The 21,792-nt window shown below is 65.1% G+C and carries 20 protein-coding genes; 12 read left to right on the top strand and 8 right to left on the bottom strand.

Annotated elements, in window-relative coordinates:
• Positions 1–55: 55 nt before the first annotated feature.
• Positions 56–298 (bottom strand): acyl carrier protein, encoded by a 243-nt coding sequence (locus CHB74_RS13275; protein WP_089220108.1) that lies wholly within the window; start codon positions 296–298, stop codon positions 56–58.
• A 119-nt stretch (positions 299–417) separates the two neighbouring features.
• On the opposite strand from CHB74_RS13275, the gene CHB74_RS13270 reads away from it, so the two are divergent.
• On the top strand, positions 418–927 hold the full coding sequence (locus tag CHB74_RS13270) for a Pycsar system effector family protein (RefSeq protein ID WP_089220107.1): 510 nt from the start codon (positions 418–420) through the stop codon (positions 925–927).
• A gap of 144 nt (positions 928–1,071) precedes the next feature.
• Here CHB74_RS13270 and CHB74_RS13265 read toward each other — a convergent pair whose 3' ends face one another.
• Entirely contained in the window at positions 1,072–1,362 is a 291-nt protein-coding gene (locus CHB74_RS13265) for a GIY-YIG nuclease family protein (protein ID WP_089220106.1), read from the bottom strand.
• 393 nt (positions 1,363–1,755) lie between these two features.
• Here CHB74_RS13265 and CHB74_RS13260 point away from each other — a divergent pair, with 393 nt between their 5' ends.
• The 4 genes from CHB74_RS13260 (at position 1,756) to CHB74_RS13245 (ending at position 8,046) form a co-directional block, all read left to right on the top strand.
• Positions 1,756–2,157 (top strand): VOC family protein, encoded by a 402-nt coding sequence (locus CHB74_RS13260; protein WP_089220128.1) that lies wholly within the window; start codon positions 1,756–1,758, stop codon positions 2,155–2,157.
• 142 nt (positions 2,158–2,299) lie between these two features.
• A complete protein-coding gene (locus CHB74_RS13255) occupies positions 2,300–4,663 on the top strand; it encodes a TonB-dependent receptor (protein ID WP_089220105.1) in 2,364 nt (787 codons plus the stop codon).
• Positions 4,664–4,821: 158 nt separating this feature from the next.
• Entirely contained in the window at positions 4,822–6,753 is a 1,932-nt protein-coding gene (locus CHB74_RS13250) for a flavin-containing monooxygenase (RefSeq protein ID WP_245842899.1), read from the top strand.
• 90 nt (positions 6,754–6,843) lie between these two features.
• Entirely contained in the window at positions 6,844–8,046 is a 1,203-nt protein-coding gene (locus tag CHB74_RS13245; protein WP_218821435.1) for an MFS transporter, read from the top strand.
• 3 nt (positions 8,047–8,049) lie between these two features.
• Here CHB74_RS13245 and CHB74_RS13240 read toward each other — a convergent pair whose 3' ends face one another.
• Positions 8,050–9,039 carry an aromatic ring-hydroxylating oxygenase subunit alpha gene (locus CHB74_RS13240; protein ID WP_089220103.1) on the bottom strand — a complete coding sequence of 330 codons (990 nt, stop codon included), beginning with the start codon at positions 9,037–9,039 and terminating at the stop codon, positions 8,050–8,052.
• A 138-nt stretch (positions 9,040–9,177) separates the two neighbouring features.
• Here CHB74_RS13240 and CHB74_RS13235 point away from each other — a divergent pair, with 138 nt between their 5' ends.
• Positions 9,178–9,783, top strand: a complete 606-nt coding sequence (locus CHB74_RS13235; RefSeq protein WP_179220838.1) for a TetR/AcrR family transcriptional regulator — start codon at positions 9,178–9,180, stop codon at positions 9,781–9,783.
• Positions 9,784–9,814: 31 nt separating this feature from the next.
• On the opposite strand, the gene ligD is transcribed toward CHB74_RS13235, so the two are convergent.
• The 5 genes from ligD to CHB74_RS13210 form a co-directional block, all read right to left on the bottom strand.
• Entirely contained in the window at positions 9,815–12,319 is a 2,505-nt protein-coding gene (gene ligD / locus CHB74_RS13230; RefSeq protein ID WP_089220101.1) for a DNA ligase D, read from the bottom strand.
• Positions 12,319–13,209 carry a non-homologous end joining protein Ku gene (gene ku, locus CHB74_RS13225; protein WP_089220100.1) on the bottom strand — a complete coding sequence of 297 codons (891 nt, stop codon included), beginning with the start codon at positions 13,207–13,209 and terminating at the stop codon, positions 12,319–12,321. Before ku ends, ligD begins: the two co-directional genes overlap by 1 nt.
• A gap of 93 nt (positions 13,210–13,302) precedes the next feature.
• Positions 13,303–14,463, bottom strand: coding sequence for an iron-containing alcohol dehydrogenase (locus tag CHB74_RS13220; RefSeq protein ID WP_089220126.1), 1,161 nt, complete (start codon positions 14,461–14,463; stop codon positions 13,303–13,305).
• Between the two features lie 14 nt (positions 14,464–14,477).
• Positions 14,478–15,176 carry a hypothetical protein gene (locus CHB74_RS13215; RefSeq protein ID WP_089220099.1) on the bottom strand — a complete coding sequence of 233 codons (699 nt, stop codon included), beginning with the start codon at positions 15,174–15,176 and terminating at the stop codon, positions 14,478–14,480.
• The gene (locus CHB74_RS13210; protein WP_089220098.1) at positions 15,176–16,384 is read right to left on the bottom strand and encodes a toxic anion resistance protein; all 1,209 of its coding nucleotides are present in this window, start codon (positions 16,382–16,384) and stop codon (positions 15,176–15,178) included. Before CHB74_RS13210 ends, CHB74_RS13215 begins: the two co-directional genes overlap by 1 nt.
• A 149-nt stretch (positions 16,385–16,533) precedes the next feature.
• Here CHB74_RS13210 and CHB74_RS13205 point away from each other — a divergent pair, with 149 nt between their 5' ends.
• The 6 genes from CHB74_RS13205 to CHB74_RS13180 are packed head-to-tail and all read left to right on the top strand — an operon-like array spanning position 16,534 to position 21,598.
• Entirely contained in the window at positions 16,534–17,934 is a 1,401-nt protein-coding gene (locus tag CHB74_RS13205) for a cytochrome ubiquinol oxidase subunit I (RefSeq protein WP_425442278.1), read from the top strand.
• Positions 17,934–18,944 carry a cytochrome d ubiquinol oxidase subunit II gene (gene cydB / locus CHB74_RS13200; protein WP_089220096.1) on the top strand — a complete coding sequence of 337 codons (1,011 nt, stop codon included), beginning with the start codon at positions 17,934–17,936 and terminating at the stop codon, positions 18,942–18,944. The genes CHB74_RS13205 and cydB overlap by 1 nt, the downstream gene beginning before the upstream one ends.
• Entirely contained in the window at positions 18,931–19,059 is a 129-nt protein-coding gene (locus CHB74_RS13195) for a DUF2474 family protein (protein WP_089220095.1), read from the top strand. Before cydB ends, CHB74_RS13195 begins: the two co-directional genes overlap by 14 nt.
• Before the next feature lie 18 nt (positions 19,060–19,077).
• Positions 19,078–20,016 (top strand): XdhC family protein, encoded by a 939-nt coding sequence (locus tag CHB74_RS13190; protein ID WP_089220094.1) that lies wholly within the window; start codon positions 19,078–19,080, stop codon positions 20,014–20,016.
• Positions 20,013–21,020, top strand: coding sequence for a molybdopterin-binding protein (locus CHB74_RS13185; protein ID WP_089220093.1), 1,008 nt, complete (start codon positions 20,013–20,015; stop codon positions 21,018–21,020). The genes CHB74_RS13190 and CHB74_RS13185 overlap by 4 nt, the downstream gene beginning before the upstream one ends.
• Positions 21,017–21,598, top strand: a complete 582-nt coding sequence (locus CHB74_RS13180; RefSeq protein WP_089220092.1) for a nucleotidyltransferase family protein — start codon at positions 21,017–21,019, stop codon at positions 21,596–21,598. Before CHB74_RS13185 ends, CHB74_RS13180 begins: the two co-directional genes overlap by 4 nt.
• Positions 21,599–21,792 lie beyond the last annotated feature (194 nt).

Here is a 21,792-nt window from a genome sequence, read left to right as displayed (position 1 = left end):
AAATCGTTACGGGCCGCCGCGCCAGCCAGGTTGGCGCCGGAGGCGAGGGTTGGGATCAGGCCCGGAGCTTTTCCACCGCGTCGACCAGCTGGCCCACGGTTTCGATCTCCGCCTGCATGTTCATCGTGATGATGATGTCGAATTCGTCTTCGACCGCCGCCACGAAGTCCATCACCGTCAGGCTATCCCATTCGAGGTCGCCGGCGAAGGTGGTGGCTTCGGTCAGGTCGATGCCCTTCTTGTTGAAGGGTTCGATGGCTTCCGCCACCTTGGCGAAGGTTTCGTCACGATTGCTCATGGATTGGTCCTTAAAACTGTGCGCGGCCGCTTGCCAAGCGATTGCGGCGGGAAATGGGCGACGGCTTGGCAAGTTCCAAAATGCCATGCAATGTTCGTCGGCGATTGGGGAGTGGGGCGATGAGCGACGGGACGAAGCGGGTGCCATCGGTGAACGGCATCCACCTGATGCGCACGACCCAGCAGATCCACGTGCAGTTGAGCCAGATGGCCGATCAGAAGGCGTCGATCCTGATGGGCGCCACCTTCGTGATCTTCACGATCACGATCGGCCAGTCCAAGGGGGCAGGTGCGCCGCTGCCGCTCCTCATTCTGGGCGCTGCCGCCTTTTTTTCGGCGGTGCTGGCGGTGCTGGCGATCCTGCCGGCCACGCATACCCGCAAGACGGCTTGGGTGAACCTGCTGTTCTTCGGCTCCTTCACTCAACTCGACGAAGACGATTATGTCGAGCGGCTGGTCGAGAAGGCGTATGCCGACGAGGATATCTTCCGCACCATGGCGCACGACATCTACCAGAATGGCCGCGTGCTCGAACGGAAGAAATATCGCTTCCTGGGTTATGCCTATCGCGTCTTCCTGCTCGGCCTGACGGCGAGCTTCATCGCCTTCCTGTGGCAGTCTCTCGCCTGAAGCGAAGTTGGCGCATGGACAAACTCCGGTGCCGACTGGCCGGCAGGTTTTGGGGGCGCTGAACGGCTTCCGAATGGGGCTATGGCCGGGGGAAGCGGACACACCCAAAAACGTCATGCCAGCGAAGGCTGGCATCGCTGGCGGTTACAGGATGCGTTCGAACAGATCATCCCATTGAGGATTGGCGGCGTCGATCAACCGGATTTTCCATGCGCGTTGCCACGCCTTCAGAGCCTTCTCACGGGCGATGGCTTCGACGATGCTGTCATGCGGCTCGGCAAGGATCAGCCGATCCAGGCCATGTTTCCGGCAGAAGGCCGAACCCGCACCTCTGCGATACTGCATCATGCGCGCGGCGAGATCGGTGGTGACACCGATATAGAGAACGCCGTTCGGCTTGTTAGTAAGGATATAGGTCCAACCGCCACTGCGTATGCGGCGACGCTACACCAGCCCCGATACGATGCCAGCCTTCGCTGGCATGACGTTTATGAACGAACGACCGCAATGTCGACGTGTCCTGACAGGCGGAAATTTGGCCGAAATCAGCGGAAGCCGTCATCCCGTAGACGGGCAGTATGCCGGCGCCCTTCTTCCCGCGGTGTGGTTCGGGCCGGCAGGCCCCTTGAAACCCGTCCTATCCCAGCCTGTTGCATTTTCCGCACAGCCATCTTCCAATAGCGATCCGGGCTTGCACGGCCCTCCAATTATTGTAAGTGCTCACTAACAATATGAGCGGATCGGATGCGCCCTTGGCCGAACGGAGGGGCGCGGATCGGCCGTGGTTCGCCGCATAACAGCGCGGCGGGCGGAGGTGGAAAGGGTGTCATGGAATCTCAGGCTGCGCATTTCGGCTTCACCAAGCTGCTCGTCCACGATCTCGAAAAGATCGGGGATTTCTACAAGCAGGTCTGTGGGCTGACCGAGCTCTATCGCGTCGAAAGCGAAATCGCGGGACGGCCGATCAGCGAAATCCTGTTCAACGCCACCGGCGTCGGCGCGGCCACCTTCGTGCTGCTCAAGTTCGGCGGGGCGCCCAAGCCGACCAATGACGAAGTGATCCTCGGCTTCATCACGCCCGACGTGGTGGCGTTCGTGGAGCGCGCGGTCGCGGCCGGCGGCAAGATCGTCCAGGAAGTCCGCGAACAGCGCGAACATGGCGTCAAGGTCGGCTTCGTGACGGACGTCGAAGGGCATCTGATCGAAGTGGTGGAAATGCTCCAGCCCTGATCGGGCCGGGCGTTCCGGATCGGACATCCAACAACAACAGAATCGGAAACGGCGTGCCCGGCTGCTGCCTGGGCGTGCGGATTTTCGCCGCATCGCGCGGCAGGTACATGCCAACATCAAGGGGAGAGTTTCGGTGAATTCCATGGGGTTTGGACGCGTAACCTTTGCGTTTCTTGCGGCGGGCGCATCGTCGCTCGCGCTGGTTTCACCGGCTGCGGCGCAGTCGTCCGAAGGCGCCGGCGCGCTTGAGGAAATCGTGGTGACGGCGACGCGTCAGGCGCAGTCGCTGCAGGACGTGCCGATGTCGATCAACGTGGCGTCGGGCGAAACGCTGCAGAAGCTCAACCTGTTCGACGTCAAGGACGTCCAGCTGCTGTCGCCGGGGCTTGAACTCAGCAACACGGTCGGCCGCAACAACACCGCCACGCTGCGCGGCATCTCGTTCGATCCCGATCAGGGCACGTCGCCCGCGGTCGATATCTATTTCAACGAAATCTCGGTCGACGCGCAGACCGCCTTCACCGCGATGTACGATCTGGAGCAGGTGGAAGTGCTGCGCGGGCCGCAGGGCGCACTGCGCGGACGGACGGCACCGGCGGGCGCGATCACGATGCGGACGCGCCGGCCCGATCTCAACGAAGTCGACGGCTATGTGCAGGGCACCGTTACCGATCGTGACGCGATCAACTTCCAGGCGGCCGCCTCGATCCCGCTGGTGCAGGATCGCGTGGCGATCCGCGCCGCGATGCTGATCGACCGCAACGATCTCAACCAGGTCGATAACGTCAATCGCGACGCCAGCTCGCGCAGCACCACCGAAAGCGCGCGCGTGTCGCTGGCGCTGGCGCCGACCGACAATTTCAACGCGGTCGTCACCTACCAGTATCTCTATTCGGAAAACGACCAGTATCAGCAGGTGCTGGGCGACGGTAACCAGCCGAGCCTGCTCACCCCGGCGCGCAGCGGCCCGGCGGCGGGCGTCAAGGATCGCATCGGTGTGACCGAAGGTCCGCTCAACTTCCGCAACCGCAGCCACATGGTCACGCTCGACGCGAACTGGGATCTCGGTGCCCACACGCTCGAACTGCTCGCCGGCCACCAGAACACGCTGCTTCGCCAGCGTTCGGACCAGGATTATGGCAATGCCATCCCGGATTATGTGTTCCTGCAGGACGTCCGCACGCCCTATATCGTGAACACCGCCGAGCTGGGCCTGGCGTCCGCCGATCGCAGCTTCTGGAATTATTCGGCCAGCGTCTATTATTCGAAGCAGACGGGCGACGTCACCGTCTCCCAGCCGGCCGACCAGTTCTTCGTGAATCCGGTGCCGCTGACCCCGCTGCCGCCCAGCTTCGGCGCCTATCTGCCGATCCAGGCGGACATCCTTGCGCCGGTCAACCAGCGCACCTTCGCGATCGCGGCCAGCAGCAGCTTCCAGTTCACCGATCAGCTGCGCTTCGAACTGGCCGGCCGCTATTCCTTCCTGAAGTCGATCCAGCGCAGCCTGCTCACGCTCACCTCGCCCGGCTATACGCCGGCCGGCATCCCGGCGTTCGTGCAGGGGCCGTTCGATACGGTCAATCCGGCGGTAGCGACGCAGAAGCATGACGTGCTGACCGGCGGCGCGAACCTCACCTACGAATTCACGCCCGATCTTACCGCTTATGTGTCCTACGGCCGCTCCTATCGCGCGCCGACGGCGGCGGTGGGCCTCACCGCGCCGCTCGATACGTCGCTGATCCTGACCGATCCGGAGCGTTCGGACGCGATCGAAGTCGGCCTGAAGTCCGCCTTCCTCGATCGTCACCTGACGTTCAACATCAGCGGCTTCTGGCAGAAGTTCGACGGCTATATCTCGCGCGTCAGCGGCATCCATTATTCGACGCTGTCCAACGGCATCTCCGATGGCCAGTTCGCCTTCAACTTCAATGGCGATGCCACTGTGAAGGGCGTCGAAGCCACGCTGGGCGGTCGTTGGGATGCCTTCGATTTCTCGGCCAGCGCATCCTATGTCGATGCCAAGTTCGACAATGCGATGGCGCCCTGCAACGATTTCAACGGCGATGGCGTGCCCGATGCCAACGGCGCGCCCAGCGTGCCGGTGGGCGAGCAGGTGGCGATGTGCGTGCGCAACGATCGGATTGCCGAACAGCCGAAGTTCAGCTTCACCGCCAATGCCGAATATCGGTTCGAAATCGGCGATTACGAACCGTTCGTGCGCGGGCTGTTCACCTATCGCCCGGGCTTCAACTCGACGGTTGCCAATTATGATTATCGCAGCCGCGAGACGCTGAACCTCTATGCGGGTCTGCGTGGCCCGGATCGTCGCTGGGAAGTGTCGATCTTTGCCAAGAACCTGCTCAACCAGCAGCGGATCAGCAATATCAGCCAGGGCAATTTCCAGATCGGCACGGTGGCGCCGGGTGTCGCCTTCGATTCGGGCTATCGCCAGATCAGCAGCACCACGCCGCGCGAACTGGGCCTGACCGCATTGTTCAATTTCTGACGCGGGCCTGATTTTAACGGGGGGAGACGCCGGTGCCCTGCAAGGGGTGCCGGCGCTTTCCGTTTCCGCTTTCCGGCCATGCGGCGGCTTTTCGCTTGCCGCGGTCCGGGCGAATTAGTAAGTAAACACTCACAATGAATCATCGAGTGGAGGGGCCCATGGCGCGTGGCGAGGAAGAAGTGAGCCAGAACGAACGAAAACTGCCGCTTGGCGACAGCCCGGAACTGCGCGCTGCGCTGGCCGAGGCGAATGTGCCGACATTGCTGATGTCCTATGTGCACCTGACGCACGACGCCGCGATGCTCGATGCTTTCCAGAATTATATCCGGCCGCCCTACAGCATGCCGCCGACCGAAATTCCCGGCGAATGCATCGAGGATCTGCGGGCCAAGCTGCTGGAGGCGCTCACCGTTCCCGGCATCGCCAAGGCCACGCCGCCGTCCGACGAACTGATGCGCCGGATGATGGCGGTGGGCGTGGGCGAAGAGGTGGCCGATGAATTCGTGCCGCTGCTGTACGACCAGATCGGCTTGAAGCTGCCGCTCCCCCGCAACGAGATCGCCGGGCGCCAGACGCCGCCGGCCGATTTCAAGGTGCTGGTCATCGGCGCCGGCCTCACCGGCCTGTGCGCGGGCATCAAACTTGCCGAAGCCGGCTATGATTATGTGACGATCGAAAAGAACCCCGAAGTCGGCGGCACGTGGTACGAAAATCGCTATCCGGGCGTCGGCGTCGATACGCCCAGCCACTTCTATTCCTATTCGTTCGAAATCAGCCCGGAATGGAGCACCTACCATCCGCATGGCGAAGACATGCAGAATTATCTTCTGCACGTTGCCGACAAATATGAACTGCGGCGCAACATCCGCTTCAACACGATGGTCACCAAGCTGGCCTTCGACGAAGCGGCGTCGCTCTGGCGGGTCACCGTGCGCAAGGCTGATGGCAGCGAGGAAGTGATCTCGGCCAACGCCGTCATCAACGCCCATGGCCCGGTCAATCGCTGGAAGTTCCCCGACATTCCCGGGCTGGAAGATTTCCAGGGGCCGATGATGCACACCGCCACCTGGGATCCGTCGATCGATCTCAAGGGCAAGCGCGTGGCGGTGATCGGCACCGGTGCCAGCGCCGCCCAGCTCGTTCCGGCGATCGCGGACGAGGTGGGGCAGCTCACCGTGTTCATGCGCAGCCGCCACTGGGTGATCTACAACCCGGAAATCATGGACGATGTTACCGACGGCGTGAAATATGCGCTCCGGCACATTCCCTTCTACCGCGAATGGTTCCGCTTCCGCGTCTATTGGTTCGCGGCCGACGGCCTGTTCGCCAATGTGCTGGTCGATCCCAACTGGCCCAAGGATTCGCCCTCGGTGTCGGCGGTCAACGATGGCGTGCGGCAATATGCGCTCGCCCATCTCAACCACAAATTCGCCGATCGGCCCGATCTGCTGGCCCAGCTGACCCCGGATTATCCGATCTTCTGCAAGCGCATCATCCTCGACGGCGGCTGGTTCGACGCGCTGAAGAAGGACAATGTGGCGCTCGAAACCGATCGCATCGAACGCTTCGTGCCCAACGGCATCCGCATGGCTGACGGTCGCGAGCTGGAATATGACGTGATCATCTGCGCCACCGGCTTCGACGTGGCGAACATGCTCGGCAAGCTGGAGGTGCGCGGTCGCGACGGCCGCAACCTGCGCGATGAATGGGGCGCGGATGATCCCCGGTCCTATCTGGGCGTCACCCTGCCGGGCTATCCGAACTACTTCCTCACCGTCGGGCCGAACAGCGCGCCCAACCATGCGGCGGGGCAGAACCTGATCTCGGAAACGCAGATCAACTACATCATCGAATGCCTCGACCATCTCGTCGAAAAGGGCGCCCGCACGATCGAACCGACGCAAGGCGCGTTCGAGGCGTGGAACGGCCAGATCGAAGAGCGGATGAAATCGATGATCTGGGCCCATCCCAAGGCGCAGAGCTATTATCGCAACAGCAAGGGCCGCGTGTTCCTGTCCTGGCCCTATCGTCTGGTCGATTACTGGACGGCGACGCGCAAGCCCGAGCTTGCCGATTATCGCGTCGATTGATCGGGGGCGGGCGATGGCGGATAAGCCGTCGCCCGTCCTTTTCCTGCGGAACTGATTGTCATGTCGAGCCGGCACCGCCCGAGCCCCGTCTTGAGCGCGCCGGCGCGATTGTCGCGTGGAACGCCCGCTTATCGCCGTGCCGTCGTGGCGCTGTTCATCGCGGGCTATGCCAGTTTCTCGCTGGTCTTCTGCATCCAGCCGCTGCTGCCCGATCTCGTCCACGCATTTGGCGTGGGCGCGGCGGATAGCGCGCTGGCCTTGTCCTTCACCACCGGCGCGCTCGCCTTCGCGATCATGGTTTCCGGCGCGATCGCCGAAATCGCGGATCGTGGCCGGCTGATGTTCCTGTCGATGCTCGGCGCCGGGCTGGTCAGCGTCGCGGGCAGCGCGATCGCCGATTGGCCGCTCTTCCTCGCCTCGCGGCTGCTCGAAGGGGTGCTGCTTGGCGGCATGCCCGCCGTTGCGCTCGCTTATGTGGCGGAGGAGATGGAACCGGTCGATGCGGGCCGGGCCAGCGCCATCTTCATCGCCGGCACCGGTCTTGGCGCGATGATCGGGCGGGTTGCGGCAGGGCTGATCGCCGATCATGGATCATGGCGCATGGCGCTGGCCGCGATCGGCATCGTCACCTTGGCCGGCGCGCTCATCTTCGCGGCGCTTTTGCCGCGTGCGCAGCATGGCGTCCGCCACGGCCGGCTGCGCGTGCGGGCGCATCTGCTTGCCTGGGGCGCCCATATCGCCAATGGCCGGTTGCGCCTGCTGCTCGTCCAGGGCTTCGTGCTCGGCGGCGTGTTCGTCACCTTCTTCAACTTCATCGGCTTCGTGCTGATGCAGCCGCCCTTCGGCCTCAGCCAGACGGCGATCAGCCTGATCCTGTTCGTCTATGCCTTCGGCATCGTCGCCAGCATCGTCGCGGGCGAGATCGCGGCGCGCTTCGGCCAGGCGCGGCCGCTGGCGATCGGCATGCTGGTGATGATCGCCGGCATCGCTCTAACCACCTCGGCCTCGCTCGCCATCGTCGTCGGCGGCATCGTCGTGCTCACCATCGGCTTCTTCGTCGGCCACGCCATCGCCAGCGGCTGGGTGGGGCAGATCGCCACGCGCGATCGCGGCCATGCCGCCGCGCTCTATCTGCTCAGTTACTATGTCGGCGCCAGCGTGATGGGCTGGGTGGGCGGCGTCCTGTGGGAAGCCGCCGGCTGGTGGCCGGTCGTCGCCGCGTCGGTGATCCTCGCCATGCTTGGCCTCGCGCTTGCCATCCGGTCGACCCGTTGGCGCGCGCTGCCGGCATGATCCTCACTCCGCCGCGATCGCCGGGCTTTCCGAATAGAAGCGGCGGGCATATTCGCGCCAGCGCATGATCGGCCCATCGCCCGCGCAGAGCAGCGGCCGTTCGAGATGCTTCTTGTGGTTCAGGATGGCCAGATCCTGTTCCACCTCGAACATCCAGCGTTCGGTGAACATTTTGCCGAACACGCCATTGGCCTCGTCCGATCCGAGGTCCTTGAAATAGATGCGCGCGTTCATCTCCACCGTCTCCTCGTCCACCGGCGTGAAGCTGATCGCGATGAAATTCTCGGTGCGCGACAGGTTGTGCTGCACCGTGACCGAGATGCCCGAATAATGGTTGATGCACTTGGACACCGGATATTCGGGGTCGGGCACGTCGATGTCGAGGATGATGGTCATCCCCGTGCCATGATCGTCGCACGAAACGAAGCGGGGCAGGGTTTCCGAATTGTGCAGTTCCAGGATGTGCGCGGAATCGAAGATATTCTCCATGAATTCCTGCTGCTGGGCATGCATCCGCCACTGCATCGGTTCGGAACTCAGCCAGGGTTCGTCAGCCAGCCGCGGTTCGATCCAGGGCTGGTGGTCGGGTTCGGCATCCTGATCGTGAAACCACATCATGATCATGCCATTGCCTTCGACGGCGGGATACATTTTCAGCCGCGCGCGCGGCGGGATCACCTTGGTATAGTTGATCTTGGTGCAGGCGCCGCCATCCGTTTCGAACTGCCAGCGGTGGAAGGGGCAGGTGATCGTGCCGTCCTTCAGCGATCCGGTGTGGCTGGCAAGATGCGCGCCGAGGTGCGGGCAATAGGCGTCGGCCACGCGCGGGCTGCCGTCGGGCGCGCGAAACACGATGAAGTGGCGGCCGAAATAGGTGACGGGGAACATCGCGTCGGCCACCACATCGCCCGACGCCGCAACCCGAAACCAGCCATTGGGATAGGTCGGCAGGCTCGATCGCGCGCGGATCGGCAGTGGCGAAATGGCGGCCATGGTGTCTCTCCTCGATTGTCTTTGAGAAAAAGTTTAGTACCCACTTACTTAATGTAAATTCAGTAAGTGGGGTTGGCGGAGCGTGCGATGGGGAATAGCGTGACGGTTCAGGCGGCAAGGGCGGGCAGGAAAATGGCGGTGGGTACGCGGCATCAGGCCTGGGGACCGCGCGGCAGCGAAACGCGCGGGCTGATCCTCGACGCGGCCGAACGGCGCTTCGCCGCACAGGGTTTCGATGGTGCGCGCCTGCAGGATATCGCCGCCGATGTCGGCCGCACCGCGCCGGCGATCGCGCATTTCTTCTCCGACAAGGCGTCATTGTTCCGCGAAGTGGTGGACCGGCTGGCCGATGATTTCGCGGCGGAAGCCCGCGCGGTCGATCCCGAAAGCGGCGCGGTCGCGGGGCAGGTGGTCGCCATCTGCCGCCTGTGGATCGGGTTCATGCTGCGCCGCCCCGCGATGCTCGGCATCGTACTCCGCGAAATGGCGGGCGGCCCCGAACGCGAGCTTGGCGCGCCGAGCTGGGATCGCACCAGCATGCCGCTCGCGCTCGTCCTCAAGGCGGCGGAGGCGCGGGGCGAAATCGGCCCCGTCGTCCCCGATGCGGTGATGCGCATCGCCGCCGGGGCGACGCTCGTCTTCATGATCCAGCTCGCCCCGGAACCCGGCCCGGCGCGCGACGCGGCGATCGAACGGCATCTCGACGATCTGGCAAAGGCGGTCGGCGCGATCCTGATGGCATAGCATTGCCGTGGCGGATTTTGGCGGCTGCGGATCAGAGGGGAGGCAAGCCCTGCGCTGCGAAGCCCCAGCCCTTGAGCCGCGATGCGCGCTCGATCAGCGTCGCGGCGTCGCCGATGGCGAAGGGATGGGCGTCTTTCATTCCGTCCAGTTCGTCCCAGTCGATCGGCGCCGCCACCGGCGCTCCGGCACGAGCGCGCGCAGAATAGGGCAGGATGGCGGTGCTGCCACGCTGGTTGCGCAGCCAATCGATGAAGATGCGCCCCTTGCGCTTCGCCTTGCTCATTGTCGCCACGAACCGATCCGGCTCGGCGACGCTCAGCGCCTGCGCGAAGCGGGAGGCGAAATCCTTGTGGGTTTCCCAATCGTGGCCGGGGGTCAGCGGAGCAATGACATGCACGCCCTTGCCGCCCGACAGCAAGGCGAAGGAGACGAGGCCGATGTCGCGCAGCCGATCGCGGATGTCGCGCGCGGCACGCTTTACGGCGTCGAAATCCAGCCCGACATCGGGGTCGAGATCGAAGATCATCCGGTCGGGCTTTTCCACGGCATCGACGCGGCTGCCCCAGCCGTGAAACTCGATCGTCCCCATCTGGACGCAGGCGGCAAGGCCGTCGCCGTCCTCGATATAGAGATAATCCTCGGTCTGGCCGCCCTTTTCGCGGATCGGCACATGCCGGACATGGCTGCCGAAAGACCCGCTGTCATGCTTCTGGAAGAAGCATTTTCTGGCGCGTCCCTGCGGGCAGCGGACGAGGCTGATCGGCCGCCGTGCGGCGAAGGGCAGCATCAGCGGTGCAACCCGTCCATAATAATCGGCAAGCTCGCCTTTGGTCTGCCCGCTTTCCGGAAAGATCACGCGATCCGGGTGGGTGATGGTCACGGCACTGGCGGGGGCGGGGGCAGGGCGGCTCCGTTCCGGCTTCACCTCACGTGGCTTCTTGTCCGCGCGCAGCCCGAGGAAGCTGCCATGGCGGACGCGGCCGTCGGCCGTGAATTCGGCAAAGGCGATTTCCGCCACCAGCTTCGGCGCGATCCAGCTTGCGCCCCGCGCATCGGTGGGCGGCACGTCAGCCGGCGCCTCGTCCACCGCCAGCGGGGCCATCGCGCGTGCCAGTTCGTCCATCGCGGCGGCGTCGAACCCGGTGCCGACCTTGCCCTTGTAGCGAAGCGTGCGCCCTTCATGCTGGGCCAGCAGCAATGATGCGAACGGACGTCCCCTGGCGCGGGATTTCGACCAGCCGATGATGACGAATTCCTGCCGCCGCGTGCATTTGATCTTCACCCAGCTTCTGGTCCGCCCGGCGCGATAGAGCGCATCGGCGCGCTTGGAGATGATGCCTTCCTGCCCGGCGTCGCACATCGACCGATATAATGCCTCGCCCGCGCCGATGACGTGATCGGCAATGTGGATGGGCGCGCGTGCATCGCGCAGCAGCGCCTCAAGCCTTTCCTTGCGCTCGATGAGCGTGAGGGGTTTCAGGTCCATGCCGTCCAGCGACAGCAGGTCGAAGGCGAAGAAGCTGAACGGTGCGTCCGCCGGCTTCTCGCCGTGGCCGCGTTTGAGCGCGGCTTGCAAGGTGGCGAAGCTGGGATTGCCATCCGCCCCGAAGGCCACGATCTCGCCGTCGATCAGGGCAGGGGGCAGGTCGATCGCGGCGAATGCGCTCACCAAGGGGCCGAACTTCGCGGTCCAGTCGAGGCCGTTGCGGGTGAACAGCTTCACCTTGTCACCGGCCACCGCGATCAGGGCGCGATAGCCATCGAACTTGATTTCGTGCAGCCAGTCATTGCCGTGCGGAACGCTGTCCACCAGCGTCGCCAGTTGCGGTGATGCGAAGCGCGGCGGCCCGCCCCGCCGCTTCCCGCGCGCTTTCAGCCCGGCATTGTGGGTGCGGGCTGTCGCCATTTTCCGCGCGAAGGCCTTGCCGTCCAGGCCGGCGAGCGATTGGGTGCCGCCCTTGTCCGCCGCGATTGCCGCCATCGAACGGCCGGTCAGCACGCTGGTCAGTGCGCGCGCGACCAGCCTGTCGCCATCGCCGGGTTCGGCTTCGCTGTCCTCGATCTTGCGCAGCAGCCAGTTTTCGCGCTTCTCGCCGGGGCGCCCTTTCATGCGGACGAGCAGCCATTCGCCCTTCATCCGTTCGCCATGCAGGACGAAGTGGAGATGGCCGTCCTTCAGATCGTCGGCGCTTTTGCCCGGCACCGGCGCCCATGTCCCCCGGTCCCACAGCATCACGGTGCCGCCGCCATATTCGCCCTTCGGAATCGCGCCCTCGAAATCGCCATAGCTGAGCGGGTGGTCCTCGGTCCGCACCGCCAGCCGGCGATCGGCGGGATCGAGGCTGGGGCCTTTGGTGACCGCCCAGCTTTTGAGCACGCCGTCCATTTCCACCCGGAAATCCCAATGGAGCCGTGTCGCTTCATGCTTCTGGACGACGAAGCTATTGCCCCCGGTCTTACCGACTTTGCCGGCGGGTTCACGCGTCCGGGTGAAATTGCGCTTGGCGTTGTAAGGCGCGAGCGTGTCGTCGGGCATCAGGCCGTCCGGCGCTTCGCTGGCTGCCGCTTCGCCGTCGCCTTGGTAGCGGATGCGGGCGACTTGCCGGCCGTCGGCTTCTTCGCCGCCGATCGGCTGCCACCATCGCCAACCGATTTCTTGAGCGCGGCCATCAGGTCGATGACATTGCCGCCGCGGGGGCTTGCCGGTTCCTCGACATCCTCGATGACGCGCTTGCCTTTGGCCTTTTTCTTCTTGTCGATCAGGCGGTGGAGCGCATCGACATAGCGGTCGTGAAATTCCTCCGGCTTGAAGGGGGCGGTCTTCTTGTCGATGATCGTGCGGGCAAGATCGAGCATGTCGGCGTCGGCCTGCGCGTCGGGCAGGGCGCGGAAATAGGTCTGCGCGCGCGTCACCTCATCGGCATAGCGCAGCACCTCCAGCACCAGCCCGCGCCCGCACGGCTTCAGCGATACCAGCTGCTCGCGCCCGCGCACCGAAAGCTGGCCCAGCCCCACTTTCTTCGTTTCCCGCAAGGCATCGCGCAGCACGGCATAGGCTTCTTCGGCCAGATCGTCGGCGGGCAGGACGAAATAGGGCTTTTCATAATAAAGCACGTCGATCGCATCGGCCTCGACGAACTGGACGAGATCCAGCGTCTTGCGGCTCTCGATCTTCACCGCTTCGATTTCCTCGTCTTCCAGAAGGACATAATTGCCCTTGGAAATCTCGTAGCCCTTCAGGATCTCGTCGCGATCGACGGGGCCGACGCCCGCCACCACCTTCTCGTAACGGATCGGCTTACCCGTCGGTTCGTGGATCTGGCGGAACGAAATCGCCGCGCCGGATCGTGTGGCGGGGTAGATTTCCACCGGGATCGATACGAGCGCCAGACGAATCTGGCCCTGCCAATATGCGCGTGCCGCCATCCTGAGCCTCCGCGCAAAGAGCGTGCGATGGACAGGGAAGTTCCCGCTTGGGGCAGCTCCGCCGACCATCATCGTGGTCAGACCATCGTCACCTCAGCCCCAGGCGCGGGCGTAGAGCTCCGCCATTTCGGCCGCATTTGGCACGCGCGGATTGTTGGCGGGGGAACCGGAGGCGAGTGCCTGTTCGCACATCAGCGGCACCAGCGCATTCCATCGATCGGCATCGATGCCCCATTGGCCGGGGGAGGGCACGTCGAGATCGGCATTGAGCCTGGCTAGTTCATCGACGAGCCGCGCGACGGCTGACTGATCGCCTTCCTTGTCGTCGGCGAGCGCCATGGCGCGGGCGCAATCGGCATAGCGCGGAAGGGCGGCAGGCGCCGACCAGGCGGTGACGGCGGGCAGCAGCATCGCGTTGGAAAGGCCGTGGGGGACATGGAAGTGCGCACCGATCGGCCGGCTCATGCCGTGGACCAGCGCGACGGATGCGTTGGAAAAGGCGATGCCGGCCTGCGTTGCCCCCAGCATCATCGCTTCGCGCGCCGCGCGATCGAGAGGATCGGCGCAGGCGCGGCGGAGATTGGCGGCGATTGCCCGCATTGCGTTGAGCGCCATGCCATCGCTGAACGGATTGGCGCGGCGCGAGACATAGGCCTCGATCGCATGGGTGAGCGAATCGATGCCGGTATCGGCGGTCAGCCGGCGCGGCTTGGTCAGCGTCAGCTCATAATCGACCAGGGCGGCGACGGGCAGGTAAGCGAGCCCGGCGCAGAGCATCTTTTCGTCGCTGGCTTCATCGGTGATGATCGTGAAGCGGGTCGCTTCCGATCCGGTGCCGGCGGTGGTGGGAATGGCGATGACCGGCAGGCCCGGTGCGTCCTGCACATGGGGCACCTTGTAATCGGCCATGGCGCCGCCGTGCGCCGCGAGAACGGCGATCGCCTTGGCGCTGTCGATCGGGCTGCCGCCGCCGAAGCCGATGACGCAATCATGCGCGGCCTGGCGCAGGCAGGCGAGCCCTGCGTCGATCGACGCCACGGTGGGATCGGGCACGGTATCGGCGAAGATGCGGGCGGTGATGCCGGCGGAGGCGAGATCGGCCTGCAGCCGTTCGGCCCAGCCCTGCGCGACGACGAAATTGTCGGTTACGATCAGCGGCCGCGACAGGCCGAGCTGAACCAGCACATCGCCCGCCGTGCGGCAGGCGCCGCCGCCGATGCGCAGGATGCGGGGAAGGGCGATCGCAGCGGTCATCATCGGCGAATGGCTCAGCCTTCGCCTTCGCCGCGATATTTGAGCTCGAGAAAGCGGCCCTGCGTGGCGAGGCGATGGAGATCGCCCGACGCCAGTTGCTCGGTCATGCGGGCGAGTTCGCTTTCGACGACTTCCAGCCCTTCGACGAGCTGGCGATCGGGCGACTTGCCGTTGCGTTCTTCCCGCCGGAGCGAGGCCGGGACGCGCTGATAGCCGCTGACCAGTTCGGGCAGTTCCTCGCCAATCAGCTTGCGGATTTCATATGCGGCGGGTGTCGCCGGATCGAGCGTCGCGAGTTGTGGGGCGAGTGCTTCCAGCCGGACGCCAATGCCGTCGGCGAGCCGCTGGGCCGGGGCCGGCAGCGCCGGGCGCTGGCGTTCGAGCCACTGTTCCGTCTGTTGCGGCAGCGCCTTGATCTCGCTCTGCACCAGCGTGTCGGCCGTCGGCTCCGGCGCGGAAGGCCAGAACAGGATGCCGAGCGCGACGAAGATCGCGACCAGACCCGCCAGAAACACCGGGAAGCTGATGTTGAGCGCGACGAGGATGCCGGCGCCGATCAGCACCGCCAGCGCCGCCATGACCGCCAGCTTGAAACGGCGGAAAAAGGCGGCCCGGCGCCGCTTGCGCGCACGCACCCGCATCCGCTGCGCCTCTGGCGAGACGCGGCGGAGCATGGCTTCGGCCTGTTCGAGAACGCGGCTGGAATCGACCATCAGCGATCCACCGGAGTGAAGGGATCGGGCTGGTTGCCGCCGGTGATCTGGCCCTTGGCCGCACCTTCGGCGCGCGCGATGTAACCGCGCGATTTTTCGACCTCATTGCTCAGCGTGTCGACCGTCTGCTTCATCGAGGACAGCGCCTCCAGCTTGAACTTGTCGATGCTGTCCATCGTATCATAGATGTTCTGGAAAGCACGCTGCAGCGTTTCGAGCGGGATGGTGGACGAGGCCGCCTGCTTGTGGATTTCGCCGGTCTGGGTGCGCAGCAATTCGCCGGTCGATTCGATCATGCCCGCCGTCGTGGTATTGAGCGCGGTGATCTGCTGCAGCACGAGCTTCTGGTTGGTGAGCGCCTGCGCGACGGTGACGGCCGTGCGGAGCGCCGCGACGGTGGTGGTGGAAGCACGATCGACGCCCTTCACCAGTTCCACATTGTTCTTCTTGACGAGATCGAGCGCGAGATACCCCTGTACCGTCACCGCCATCTGGGTGAGCAGATCGGTGGAGCGCTGGCGGACATAGAAAAGCGCGGTTTCGCGGATCGCCTTCGATTTGGCGGGATCGGCGATCTCCAGATCCATCGCGCGCGCTTCGAGCTTGGCGTCGAGCGCCTTGGAGACGTGAATCATCTGTTCCAGCCGCCCCATGGCGGCCCACAGATTCTGCCGTTCCACGTCGATCGCGGCATTGTCCTTCAGCAGTTCGTCCTTGCCGCCCGCCAGGCGCGCCAGGATCGACGAGATGTGGCTCTGCGCGGATTTATAGCCGTCGAAATAATTGCGCATCTTGTTGCCGAACGGGATGATCCCGAACAGCTTCTTGGGCGCGAGCAGATTGCCCTGCTTGCCGGGGTCGAGATCCTCGATCGTGCGGCGCAGTTCGGCGAGGTCGGTGCCGACGCCGGTATCCTTGTCCATCGCCTTGACGGGGCGATCGAGGAAGCGGTTGGACTGGCCGGCGGCCTCGGCGATCTCGCGCCGGCCCATATTGGTGATCTGATCCACCTTCATGCCGAATTCGGGGCTGTTGGCATCGAGCGCCGCCAGTTCGGCCACGAAGGCTTCGGCTTTCTCTTCCAGCGCGGAACGCTGTTCTTCGCGCAGCGGCACAAGGCCCGCGGCCTTCGCTGCGGGGACGACCTTCACCGGTTCGGGCGCGGTGAGCACCAGATCAGTTTCGGTTTCGGTCGCGTTCGTCGCCATGCAGTTCCTCCCAACCCTGTGGCCTGCAAGATGGAGGGGATTGGCGGCGGGTTCAAGCGCGTGGGCGGCCGCGCCAACGGCTGGTCGAAGGCCTTGGACAATTTGTCGATTTGCTTGTATTTCGAGGCAGCCTAGAAACGGGGGCCATGATGGCTGACGGCGATACGGCATTGATCCTGGCGCGCGCGCAGTTCGCGTTCACGGTTTCCTTCCACTTCATCTTTCCCGCATTTTCCATCGGGCTGGCCAGTTATTTGGCGGTGCTTGAGGGATTGTGGCTGAAGACCGGCAAGGACCATTATCTCGATCTTTTTCGTTACTGGATGAAGATATTCGCGATCGCGTTCGCGATGGGCGTCGTTTCCGGGATCGTCATGTCCTACCAGTTCGGCACCAACTGGTCGGTCTTTTCCGACAAGGCCGGGCCGGTGATCGGGCCGCTGATGGCCTATGAGGTGCTGACCGCCTTCTTCCTGGAAGCGGGCTTTCTGGGCGTGATGCTGTTCGGTATGAACAAGGTGGGCCGGGGCCTGCACTTCACGGCGACCTGCGCGGTGGCGCTCGGCACCTTCATCTCGGCCTTCTGGATCCTTTCGGCCAATTCGTGGATGCAGACCCCGGTGGGCCACACCATCAACGATGCCGGCCAGTTCGTGCCGGCCGGCGGCTGGGCGGACATCATCTTCAACCCCAGCTTTCCCTATCGCCTCGTCCACACGGTGATCGCCGCCTATCTGACGACGGCGCTGGCGGTGAGTGGCGTGGCGGCATGGCACCTGCTGAAGGGCGATCGCAGCCCGCAGGTGAAGACGATGTTCTCGATGGCGATGTGGATGGCGGCGCTGGTGGCGCCCGTCCAGATCTTCGCGGGGGACATGCACGGGCTCAACACGCTGGAACATCAGCCGGTGAAGGTGATGGCGATGGAGGGCCATTATCAAAGCCATCCGGACGGCGCGCCGCTGATCCTGTTCGGCATTCCCGACAGCACGGCCGAAACGGTGCATGCCGCGATCGAAATCCCCAAGCTTTCGTCGCTGATCCTGAAGCATGACCTGAACGCGCCATTGGCCGGTCTCGACACGGTGGCGAAGGAGGATCGGCCGCCGGTGGGGATCATTTTCTGGTCGTTCCGCATCATGGTGGCGATCGGTTTCCTGATGCTGGCGCTCGGCCTGTGGAGCCTGCTGGCGCGGATGCGGGGCAAGCTGCACGAATGGCGCTGGCTGCACCGCTTCGCGCTGGTGATGGGGCCATCGGGCTTCGTGGCGGTGATCGCCGGCTGGGTGACGACGGAGGTGGGCCGCCAGCCCTGGGTGGTGCAGGGGCTGCTGCGGACGCGCGACGCGGTGTCGCCGCTGGCCGCCCCGGCGGTGGGGGCATCGCTGGTCGCGTTCGTCATCGTATATTTCAGCGTGTTCGCGGCGGGGACGATCTACATCCTCAAGCTCGCCGGCAAGGCGCCGCAGCCGCATGAGCCGGCGCCCGATCACGCCCCGATCCGCAGCGCCGGCATCACCCCCGCGCAGGCCGTGCAGGAGGGCGAGTGATGGACCTGACGATCATCTGGGCGGCGATTATCGCCATTGCGGTTGCGGCTTATGTGCTGATGGACGGGTTTGATCTCGGCATCGGCATCCTGTTCCCGAAATTCAGGGTCGGGCGTGAACGGGACGCGGCGATGAACGCCATCGCCCCGGTCTGGGACGGCAATGAAACCTGGCTGGTGATGGGCGGTGGCGGGCTGCTGGCGGCGTTCCCGCTGGCTTATGCGATCGTGCTGCCGGCGCTCTATGCACCGCTGATCGCGATGCTGCTGGCTTTGGTGTTTCGCGGCGTGGCCTTTGAATTTCGCTGGCGCGATCCCGACCACCGCGCCTTCTGGGATTTCGCCTTCTTCGCCGGATCGCTGGTCGCGACTTTCGCGCAAGGGGTGACGCTGGGCGCGCTGCTGCAGGGCATCGAGGTGCATGATCGCGCATATTCGGGCGGCTGGTGGGATTGGCTGAGCGGGTTCAGCCTGCTGACCGGCGCGAGCCTCGTCATCGGCTATGCGCTGCTGGGCGCGGGCTGGCTGATCTGGAAGACGGAGGGGGCATTGCAGGCGGACGCGCGGCGCTTCGCCCGGCCCTTGTTGCCGGCGCTGCTGATCGCGCTGGCGGCGGTGAGCCTGGCGACGCCGTTTCTGGAAGGGCAATATTGGCAGCGCTGGTTCGTCTGGCCGGGCCTGCTGGTCGCGGTGCCGATGCCACTGCTGGTGCTGGGTGCCGCTTTCATGGTCCGGCGCGGGCTTGCGCGCGGACCGGACTGGCGGCCGTTCCTGTGGACGCTGATCATCTTCGCCTTAAGCTTTGCCGGGCTGGCGATTTCGATCTGGCCGGACGTGATCCCCGGCCGCGTATCGATCTGGCAGGCGGCGGCCCCGCATTCGAGCCAGATGTTCATGCTGATCGGTGCCGTCGTCCTGATCCCCGTCATCCTTGGCTACACCGCCTGGGCCTATTGGGTGTTCCGCGGCAAGGTTGGCGACGAAGGCTATCACGCCCATGGCGACCACTGAGCGCCCCGCCACGATCTGGGCACGACGGATCGGCTGGTTCGTCGCGATCTGGGTGATGAGCGTCGTGGTGATCGGCGCCGTTGCCTGGCTACTACGGCTGGCGATCAAGGGGTAAACCCGCTAGGCCGGCAACATGGCCGGAACGGGCGACGATTTGGACATGCTGCTGGCGACCGCGCAGGGCTGGCTCGACGCCGGGCACCGCGTGGCACTGGCGACCGTGATCGACACCTGGGGTTCGGCGCCGCGCCGGAAGGGCGCGCACGCCATCATCCGCGACGATGGCCATTTTGCCGGATCGGTCAGCGGTGGCTGCGTGGAAGGCGATGTGATCGCGACCGCGCAACAGGTGATCGAACGTGGCGAGGCGCGCCGGCTGGATTATGGCGTGGCTGACGAGACCGCCTGGGCGGTGGGGCTCGCCTGTGGCGGGCGCATTTCGATCCTCGTGCAGCCGATCGACGAGGCGTATTTTCCTCCCGCGCTGCTGGCGGATATCCGCCGCGCGCGCGCCGCCGGCGCATCGCTGGAGGTGGCGACCGATCTTGCCAGCGGGCGCAGCATGGTCGGCGCGGGCGATGACGGGGCTTTCGCGGCCATTTATGCCCCGCCGTTGCGGATGATGATCGTCGGCGCCGTCCATATCGCGCGCGCGCTGGTGCCGATGGCCCGGATGATCGGCTATGCGCCGATGATCGTCGATCCACGCGGCAGCTTCGCCACCTCGTTCGACGGGCAGGATGTGGTGGTGGACGAACGCTGGCCCGACGAAGCACTGGCCGAATGGCGCCCCGATGCGTCGACCGCGATCGTGACGCTGACCCATGATCCCAAGCTGGACGATCCGGCGCTGGCGGCGGCGCTGCGATCGCCCGCTTTCTATATCGCTGCGCTCGGATCGCGCCGCACCCATGGGGCGCGGCTGGAACGGCTGAGGGCGCAGGGGTTCGGCACGGATGATCTGGCGCGGATCGCCGGGCCGGCGGGACTTGCCATCGGGGCAGCCAATCCGCCCGAAATCGCGCTGTCGATCCTTGCGCAGGCGACCGAGAGGCTGCGGGCGCGCCCATGAAATTCGGTGCGGTGCCAACCGGGGAGGCCGAGGGCGCGTTGCTCGGCCACGGGCAGTCGATCGGCGCGCGGCGCCTGCCCAAGGGCCATGTGCTGGGGACGGGCGATCTCGCCACCGCGACGGCGGAAGGCATCGCATCTTTGATCGTGGCGCAGCTTGAGCCCGGCGACGTGGCGGAGGACGAGGCTGCCACCCGGCTGGCCGAGGCGCTGGCTGGCGACGGCGTGATATTGTCCGCCGCCCGCCATGGCCGTGTCGACCTGATCGCGACATGCGACGGCCTCTTTGCCTGCGAGCCGGCGGCGGTGGACGCGGTGAACGGGTGGAGCGAGGCGATCGGGCTGGGGACGCTCTGGCCGCTGCGGCCGGTGCGGGCAGGCGCGGTTGTCGCGACGGTGAAGATCATTCCCTATGCCGTGCCCGGCGACGTGCTGGCGGGGGCCGTTGAGGAAGCCCGCGCCGCGCAAATCCGGGTCCATGCCTTCGCCGCGCTGGCCGTGGGGCTGATCCAGACGCGGCTGCACGGCCAGCCGGACAAGCTGTTCGCGGCAACGGCGGCAACGACGCGCGCCCGGCTCGGAAGGATCGGCGCGAACCTCGTGCATGATGTGGCCTGCGCGCATGATGTCGGTCCGCTTGCCCTTAGCATCGAGGCGCAAGTGGATGTGCCGGTGGTGTTGATTGCCGGTGCGTCCGCCACCGTGGACCGGCGTGATGTGATCCCTTCGGCCATCGTGGCGGCGGGTGGAACCATCGACCGGCTGGGCATGCCCGTTGATCCGGGCAACCTGCTGTGCCTGGGGCGGATCGGCGCGCGGTTTGTGATCGGCTTGCCCGGCTGCGCGCGCAGCCCGAAGCGTAATGGCATCGATCTGGTGTTGGAACGGATCGCGGCGGGCCTGCCGATCGATGGCGGGGTGATCGCCAAGATGGGGGTCGGCGGGTTGCTGGCGGATACGGCGGATCGGCCCGAGCCTCGCGAAGGGCGGGCATCGGCGCGGTGATTGTCGGCGGCATCGTGCTGGCGGCGGGCCGCTCCAGCCGAATGGGCGGCAACAAGCTGGTGGCGGATTATGCCGGCAAGCCGCTGGTGGCCCATGCCGTCGATGCCGTTGCCGATGCGCTCGGGCGGGCGCCGCTGGTGGTGACCGGCCATGCGCGGGCGGCGGTGGAGGGCGCGCTGGCGGGGCGCTGCGTGGAATTCACTTTTGCGCAGCATTTCGCCGAAGGCATGTCGCGATCGCTGGCCGCCGGGATAGCGGCTGTGCCGCGCGACTGGGATGCCGCGATCATCTGTCTTGGCGATATGCCGTTGATCGCGCCCGGCCTGATCCGCGCGCTGGCCGCGCGGGCGGCGTGGGATGCGATCGTGCTGCCCGTGCGTGATGGCCGTCGCGGCCATCCGGTTGCGTGGGGACGGGATTTCTTTGCTGAATTGACGCTAATCGACGGAGATATAGGCGGAAAGGCGTTGCTGGCTAAGTTCGGTAATGCCATCACTGAGTTGGCATGGGCCGATGATACGATCTTCGTCGATGTCGATACGCCCGCAACATTGGCCGATTTGCGCGATCGACTTTAGCATTGCTGCCGCAGTTTTCGATCGGGACATGGCTTTGCGCAGCGCGTTGTCGTTCGTTTCTTGATGCGGGCAATTGCGGATTCGCCCCTTGATCCGGAAACGCAAAAGGCGTTCCCTCCTTCCACAAAATAAAAATATGCCTCGGGAGGATGACATGAAAACGAGCCGTTCTGCCCGGCTGCTCGCCGGAATCA

It is taken from the genome of Edaphosphingomonas laterariae (assembly GCF_900188165.1).
Lineage (GTDB): Bacteria > Pseudomonadota > Alphaproteobacteria > Sphingomonadales > Sphingomonadaceae > Sphingomonas_E > Sphingomonas_E laterariae.
Note: the sequence above shows the minus strand (reverse complement) of the source record. Positions and strands in the feature narration are given on the sequence as shown.

Bases quoted from the DNA above. Each gene is read 5' to 3' on its own strand.
- ku (WP_089220100.1), bottom strand. From the start codon at position 13,209: ATGGCGGCACGCGCATATTGGCAGGGCCAGATTCGTCTGGCGCTCGTA.
- CHB74_RS13190 (WP_089220094.1), top strand. From the start codon at position 19,078: ATGGCCGGAACGGGCGACGATTTGGACATGCTGCTGGCGACCGCGCAG.
- CHB74_RS13275 (WP_089220108.1), bottom strand. From the start codon at position 298: ATGAGCAATCGTGACGAAACCTTCGCCAAGGTGGCGGAAGCCATCGAA.
- CHB74_RS13250 (WP_245842899.1), top strand. From the start codon at position 4,822: ATGGCGCGTGGCGAGGAAGAAGTGAGCCAGAACGAACGAAAACTGCCG.
- CHB74_RS13205 (WP_425442278.1), top strand. From the start codon at position 16,534: ATGGCTGACGGCGATACGGCATTGATCCTGGCGCGCGCGCAGTTCGCG.
- CHB74_RS13220 (WP_089220126.1), bottom strand. From the start codon at position 14,463: ATGACCGCTGCGATCGCCCTTCCCCGCATCCTGCGCATCGGCGGCGGC.
- CHB74_RS13210 (WP_089220098.1), bottom strand. From the start codon at position 16,384: ATGGCGACGAACGCGACCGAAACCGAAACTGATCTGGTGCTCACCGCG.
- CHB74_RS13215 (WP_089220099.1), bottom strand. From the start codon at position 15,176: ATGGTCGATTCCAGCCGCGTTCTCGAACAGGCCGAAGCCATGCTCCGC.
- CHB74_RS13260 (WP_089220128.1), top strand. From the start codon at position 1,756: ATGGAATCTCAGGCTGCGCATTTCGGCTTCACCAAGCTGCTCGTCCAC.
- CHB74_RS13185 (WP_089220093.1), top strand. From the start codon at position 20,013: ATGAAATTCGGTGCGGTGCCAACCGGGGAGGCCGAGGGCGCGTTGCTC.
- CHB74_RS13195 (WP_089220095.1), top strand. From the start codon at position 18,931: ATGGCGACCACTGAGCGCCCCGCCACGATCTGGGCACGACGGATCGGC.
- CHB74_RS13240 (WP_089220103.1), bottom strand. From the start codon at position 9,039: ATGGCCGCCATTTCGCCACTGCCGATCCGCGCGCGATCGAGCCTGCCG.
- CHB74_RS13270 (WP_089220107.1), top strand. From the start codon at position 418: ATGAGCGACGGGACGAAGCGGGTGCCATCGGTGAACGGCATCCACCTG.
- cydB (WP_089220096.1), top strand. From the start codon at position 17,934: ATGGACCTGACGATCATCTGGGCGGCGATTATCGCCATTGCGGTTGCG.
- CHB74_RS13255 (WP_089220105.1), top strand. From the start codon at position 2,300: ATGGGGTTTGGACGCGTAACCTTTGCGTTTCTTGCGGCGGGCGCATCG.
- ligD (WP_089220101.1), bottom strand. From the start codon at position 12,319: ATGCCCGACGACACGCTCGCGCCTTACAACGCCAAGCGCAATTTCACC.